Origin of the sequence: Phytoactinopolyspora endophytica, assembly GCF_004138495.1 — a bacterium.
Taxonomy (GTDB): domain Bacteria; phylum Actinomycetota; class Actinomycetes; order Jiangellales; family Jiangellaceae; genus Phytoactinopolyspora; species Phytoactinopolyspora endophytica.
Map to the genome: position 1 here is coordinate 3,124 of NZ_ML142859.1, position 6,478 is coordinate 9,601.

Annotated in this window: 4 protein-coding genes; 1 reads left to right on the forward strand and 3 read right to left on the reverse strand. The window is 65.3% G+C overall.

Going from position 1 to position 6,478, the window contains the following annotated elements; genetic code table 11:
• Nucleotides 1-2,808: ATP-binding protein (locus tag ELR45_RS20180; protein ID WP_205856932.1), on the forward strand; the 2,808-nt coding region annotated here is incomplete at its 5' end.
• Nucleotides 2,809-2,849: 41 nt separating this feature from the next.
• Here the strand turns inward: ELR45_RS20180 and ELR45_RS20185 are convergent.
• The 3 genes from ELR45_RS20185 to ELR45_RS20195 form a co-directional block, all read right to left on the reverse strand.
• Nucleotides 2,850-4,151, reverse strand: a complete 1,302-nt coding sequence (locus tag ELR45_RS20185; protein ID WP_129667980.1) for a hypothetical protein — start codon at nucleotides 4,149-4,151, stop codon at nucleotides 2,850-2,852.
• A gap of 172 nt (nucleotides 4,152-4,323) precedes the next feature.
• Nucleotides 4,324-5,226, reverse strand: a complete 903-nt coding sequence (locus ELR45_RS20190) for a hypothetical protein (protein WP_129667981.1) — start codon at nucleotides 5,224-5,226, stop codon at nucleotides 4,324-4,326.
• A 173-nt stretch (nucleotides 5,227-5,399) separates the two neighbouring features.
• Nucleotides 5,400-6,478 (reverse strand): hypothetical protein (locus ELR45_RS20195; RefSeq protein WP_165367958.1); only part of this gene is annotated, 1,079 nt, incomplete at its 5' end.

Sequence of the window (6,478 nt, forward strand, 5' to 3'; positions counted from 1 at the left end):
CGCATCGGACCTGAAGTTGCCCGGCTCACTGAGGCGAGGTTGACCGCGTATGGAGACCTTTATGATCTTGAACTGAAGCGTGGTGCGCATCGGGAGATCATTCCGGAGCTCACTGAGCGGGTGGCGGAGCATCCGTTGCGCGAACAGTTCGCCGGGCAGCTGATGCGGGCGTTGCATCGTTCCGGTCGGCAGGCCAGGGCGTTGACCACGTACCGGCAGCTCCGTAGGCGGCTGGCGGAGCAGCTGGGGTTCGAGCCGAGTGCCGGCCTGCACCGGCTGTACGAGGAGATCCGGGCGGCGCCACCAGGGGCCGGCGGACAACCCAGGACGGAACTCGGTGGGCAACAGCCGACGGGAGAGAGTGCCAGTCCTCCGCCGATGCAGCTCCCACCTACACCCGCTGTGTTCGTCGGGCGTACGGCAGAGCTCGCCGAGATGGAACGGGCGTCGGCCGGTGGCGTCAGCGTCCTGGTGGCCTCGGGTCCGGCCGGGGTGGGCAAGACCTGTCTGGCTGTCCAGCACGCTCGCGCCGTCGCCGACCAGTTCAGTGATGGCCAACTCTACGTTGACTTGCGAGGGCATGCCCCGTCGCCGGCGCTGGAGCCGGTGGACGCACTGTCCCAGCTGCTCCTGGGTCTGGGGGCCGATCCGCGTCGGATTCCAGTGGACACCGAGGCGGCGACGGTCGCTTACCGCTCATTGTTGTCCGGCCGGAAAGTCCTGGTCGTGCTGGACAACGCCGCGACGGTACAGCAGGTCCAACCCTTGCTGCCGGCGTCGCCCGGGTGCCTCGCCCTGGTGACAAGCCGTGATCGGCTGTCGGGACTTGTCACCGAAGGCGGGCATCGGCTGAGTGTGGACCTGCTTCCACCGGACGAGGCGCATGAGCTGCTGGTTCGTCTGCTCGGTGCGGATCGCGTGGCGGCCGAGCCGACGCAGGTGACGGAGCTTGTGGCGGCGTGCGCGCGGTTGCCCCTGGCGCTGCGGATCGCAGCGGCCCAGCTAGCCGACCAGCCGCGTCGCTCGATTGCCGACTATCTTGCCGAGCTGCGCGAGGGACCGCTGGCCACACTGGAGATCAAGGAGGACGAGCAGTCCGCGGTGGCCGGCGCGTTCGACCTGTCGTACCAACGTCTCGACACCGACACGCGTCGGTTGTTCCGTTTGCTCGGCTTGGTTCCCGGCCCCGACGTGTCCATCGACGCGGCAGCCGCTCTGAGCGGCTTGGATCCACAGGACGCGTCGAGGCACGCGCGCAGGCTCGCCGCGGCTCACCTCGTCGACGAGCACCAGCCGGGCCGGTACCGTCTCCACGACCTGCTGCGCCACTACGCCCGGTCCCGGGCGGAGGCGGAGGAGCCGGCCGAGGCGCGCACACACGCTTTGGAGAGGCTCATGGCGTGGTACTACCAAGGCAAGGAAGCCGCCAGCTCGATGTTGCGTCCGTCCAGGGCAGGGTTGCCGCCGCGAGACTTTCCGGACGGTGTTCTGCCGCCCGCGATCGGCATTCCGGCAGAGGCGGTCAGCTGGTCGAAGGCCGAGCACGCCAACATCGCCGCAGCCATCGCGTCGGCAGGCGACGACGTGCCGGTCCACTGGTCGTGGGACCTTGCGTTGGGCCATGGCACGGTCATGTCGGACCTCGGCCATAGACCTGGCTCGATGGCGATCTTCGACAAGGCCGCGCAGGACGCGAGGACTATGGACGACTCGTTGGCGCTGGCGCGTTCCCTCATCGGATTGGGAGGCACTCTGCTGTACGTCGACATACGGCGAGCCGTGGGCGTATATGTCGACGCCGTAAAGCATGCGGAGAGGGCTGGTGAGCACTTTCTGCTCGGCATATGTTTGAACAACCTCGGCCTGGTGTATCAGGATCTCGGCGACCTGGAAGCCGCGGATACTTACCTGACCCGCTCTCTCGCCGTCAAACGGAACAACGACGGCAGGGGGGTCGAGTCTACGCTGCTCAATCTCGCCAATCTGGCAGAGCTCAGAGGTCGTTTCGTCGCGGCCGCCCAGATGTACGAAGAGGTCATCGAGCTCGTGGGGGACACCTCTCACGATGTCGCCGTACGAGCGGCGGCCAACCTCGAAGGCGTCCGGGTCGAGCTGGGCGATCTCAGCGAGACGTTCGTCGTGTTGGATCGCCTCGAACGCCTTGGCAGCGAGCACGGTGGTGCGCGCACGGAGCTCTCGGCCAAGACATTGCGCGCCAACGTGTACATCGACCTCGGGCGGATCGCGGACGCCTTGAGCCAGGCCCATCTCGCCGTGTCCCAAGCCGAAGACGTTGGTGACGCTCGCTATCGAGCAAGAACGCGGACGGCGTTGGGCCGAGCATATTTTCGATCGGGGCATGGAGAACAGGCTCGGACGGAGCTCGTGCAGGCACTGTCGATCTCGCAGGATGCGGGGGAACTTCAACCGCGGATCGATGCTCTGATCGGTTTGGCGCAGGTCGAGCTCCAGTTGGGCGACGTGTCGTCGGCGGAGTCACACGCCCGCGAAGCGCTCACGCTTACCGGTGATCAGTTCCGAGCCAAGGAAGCAGTGGCTTTGGTCTCGCTTGCCCGGGTCGAGCTGGTCACGGACCGGGTTGCGGAGGCCGTGGCCCACGCGGAACAGGCGTTGGCGATCCACCGAGATACGGGGCAACCCCTCGCACAGGCTCGTGCTTTGCATGTCCTCGGCGAGGCGGAGCGTGCGGCCGGAAACGAGGAGCGTGCGGACGAACATCTGCGTCAAGCGCACGGGATGTTCGTCGCGTACGGCGCGCCGGAGGCCACGGAGTTCGTCGCGCCGTAGGCGCCGTGACCGTGTCCGAGCCGACGGACGCCAGGTCATGATCAGGAACACTCGCTCTCGAGGTTCTCGTTGACGCGGTCAGCGATCGGTCCGTACTCGCTGTGTATATATTGCTGGAAGGCATCGGGATCGGTGATGTCGGCCGCGGCCTCGAACACGTCGGCCATGGCGTTCCACCCGGCTGCACTAGCGTCGTCTGGCGCAGCAGCCGCCACCTCGCGGGCCGCGGTGGCGTTGTCGTCCATGACGTCTGGGTCCGTCAGGCCGTCGTCGCTCGTCAGCATGCCGCTGAGTTCGTCGACGAGCCCGCAATACTCGCCTGCGCTCCGTGAATCCGGCTCTTCTCCGGTGTCCTGTGTTGGCTGCCGCTCATCCTGCTCACCGCCGGCCTGGTATCCCCCGGGGTTGTATCCCCTGAATCCGCATGCCCCCGTAAGGTGGTAAGTAAGCCGCCCGGGAACATGGTTGAGCTCACTGTGCACCGCGGGAGGGTCGTCGTTGGACATCTCGAAGAGGGCGATGTCGAGGTCCAGAGAATCGCTCATGTCTTGGCTCGACAACATCCCGACGGCTTCGGCCAACATTCTCCACTCCTCCGCTGCGGTCCGATCCGGCGCGAGAACGGCGAGCTCGTGGAGCTGATCGGAGATAGTCGATGCCTCCTCGGAGGTGCTGAATGTGGACGCGGCGATCACGTCGCCTTCGAATGGCTTCGCCAGAGCGCAGTACTCTTCGGAGCCCGCTGCCTCAGCTTCTTGCTCGGCTTGCTCCGATTCTTGGCCGGCACCGTCTTCTGGTTCTTGCTCAGCGCCGAATTCTGGTTCTTGCTCGGCGTCCTGGTCTTGCTGCACTTCTCCATCGGCGGTCTGTGATCCGCCTCCGGCGTCAGGCATGTCAACGCCGCATTCGCCGATATGCTCGCGGACTCGGTCCGCGATCTGGTCGAAGTCCCACTCCCGGTCGTATTGCTCCCGTTGTTCGCCAGAAGGATCATCGTCTGGTGCGGGAAGGTCGGCAAGGGCGTCCAACGCATCTGCCATGGCGTTCCAATCGGCCGCGACACTGTCGTCAGGCGCCGCGGCGGCGACCTCACGCAAGATGTCGGCTTGGTCGTTCGTCAGTTCTGAGTGTGACTCGCCGGAAGAATACTCTTCGGAAGTCCGTTCACCTGTGTCGACGAACTGCGCGACCATGTCGCAGTATTCGCTGTTGCCGCTGTTTCCGCCCGGGCCATTGTCGCCGGCTGTGAATGGGTTGGTGCCGTCGTCGGAGCCGCAGGCGGCGAGCAACAGCGTCAGGGCGACGGCGCCGAATGTGGATGTGATCGTCGTCGTGCGGTTCATATACGTGCGGATCCCTTGTTGTCGTCTGTCATCGACATGCGCCGGACGAGCCAGGGGCCTTCTGGTTGACCGTAGACCTCCGGAAGCCGGCCGGGCTGTCGATCGATCGACGACAACTATGACCGACGTCGCTTCATGCGTACTACACGCGGCTCGGGGCGTGGCATCTCGATCATGTGCACTCGCTCAGGGCATGCTCGTCGAGTCGCTGGCCGGTCTGGTCGAAGTCCCACTCCTCTTGGAGTTCTTCGAGGGCATAGGGGTCATCGACGACGTCGGCCGCGGCCTCGAAGAAGTCGGCCATGGCGTTCCAATCGGCCGCGATGGCCTCGTCCGGTGCGGCGGCGGCGATCTCAGTGGCCGTGCTGGCGTATTCACCCAGCAGATCTGGGCTGGGCGCACCGGAATTGCTCGTCGTCGTGTCGTTGAACTGCGTGACCATGTCGCAGTAGTCGCCGGCAGGCCCTGCCTCCAGCTCTTCTTCAGGGTCTTGCTCTGGCTCCTGCTCATCCGGCTCACTATCGGTCTGCGATCCGCTGTTCTCGCATGCGCTCTGCAGGTGCGAGGTCAGTCTGCCGGGGATCTTGTCGAGGTCGCCGTGCAATGTGGAGTCGTTGACGGACAACTCGAAGAGGATGTTTTCGAGTTCCACGGGATCGCTCATGTCCTCGAGCGACAGCAGTCCTATGGCCTGGGCCAATTTTCTCCAGTCGTCCGATATGTCTTGGTTCGGAGCGAGATCGGCGATCTCATGGAGCTGGTCGGAGACAGACGATCCCTGATCGTAGGTACTGAAAGTGGAGGCGACGAGCACGTCGTCGGCGAACGGCTCCGCCCGGTCGCAGTACTCATCTGAGGCTTCTGCCTCCGATCCTTGTTCAGTGTCTTCTGCCTGGGCCGCGTCGTCCGAGTCTTGTCCTTCAGTCGCATCTCCGGTGGTCTGCGACTCAGTGTCACCTTCGGCGTTGTCCACGCCCGCGAACGGGTTGGCACCGTCGTCGGAGCCACAGGCGGCGAGCACCAGCGCCAGAGTGGCGGTGCCGAGCAGGGACGTCATGGTGGCCGTGCGGTTCATATGGGCGGACTCCGTGTAGTCGTCGGCTGCCGTTGAGGTGAGTCAACGGAATCCGGAGGCCCCGCGGGTGAACACAGGGCCTCCGCAGCCGGCAGAGCTGCCGACCGACCGACGACTATGACAGACGTCGCTGCACGCCTACTACACACATGTAGCTACGTCGTGCGACGTGCTCACCACGAGGATTCGCGACTGGCGTAGACGTAGCGCATGCCCGGGTACTCGGTCTGCGACCAGATCTCATTGCGCTGGGGCCAGTACGAGACGTCCTCTGGTCCGATCGGTACCGCGCCAGTGTGCTGGGTGGCGACGTTTCCGGGGCGCCAGATGAATACGTCGCCCCGGGTGGAGGAGCCGTTGCTGCGGTGGATGTGGAACGTGCCGTTGACGGACGTCGCGCCCTGCATACCTCGGATGCCCACCGTGTACGCCCAGTCGGCACGCGCGTAACCGTCGGAGTCTTCGGCGATATGCGATGTGCCCTCATCGAGCTCGAACCTTGCCATCCTGGTGTCCGTGCCCGGGTTGCCGTACTCGCTGACGAGCAGGCTGTCCGGGCTGGTCGTGCGATCGAGCGCGACCTGGGAGTAACGGAACCGGCCTTCGCCGCCGGTGGTGCTGGGCTGGTAATGGGCCTCCTGAGGCAGCACGTAGAGGTAGTTGTGCGCGTAGTAGCTGCCGTCGGCTTGGCGGCCGATCTTGGTGTTGTCCCCGGTGGAGACCCGCATCAAGTCGTCCATGTCGAAGGACCGGAGCCCGTTGTAGGTGTTGGCGACGTACAGCTTGTCCTCGTGCCAGAAGATGCCGCCGGCGTGTGCGTTGACCGGTCCGAATGAGGGCTGGCCGCCGTCCCAGCGCGGCTGGACCAGAAGGACGTGCCGATACTCCGGCGTCGTCCGGTCAGCCATGTCCACGAAGCTGATCCGGACGCCCATATTCCGCCCGCTCTCCTTGTCATACCAGGCGCTGAGCAAGGCTTCGCGGCCTTCCCACTGTCCGGACGCGGTGGCGTCGCCGGTGGTAGTGATGCCCTGCGGCATCCAGTACTCGACGGAGCTATCGCCGGAGTTCCAGCAGAACGACGCCGTTCGATACGTGACACTCGGGGAGCAGGCACGGGCGGTGCGGTTCGCCGAGTCGAGAACGTCCGAGACGGTCTCAGTGCCCAGCTCCGAGCGGAGCGCCTCGAGCAGGGCAGGGTCGGTCTCAGCACGTTCCAGGCGGATGTCGGAGGGGTCTGGGTTCGCGTGTG

Bases quoted from the DNA above. Each gene is read 5' to 3' on its own strand.
- ELR45_RS20185 (WP_129667980.1), bottom strand. From the start codon at position 4,151: ATGAACCGCACGACGACGATCACATCCACATTCGGCGCCGTCGCCCTG.
- ELR45_RS20190 (WP_129667981.1), bottom strand. From the start codon at position 5,226: ATGAACCGCACGGCCACCATGACGTCCCTGCTCGGCACCGCCACTCTG.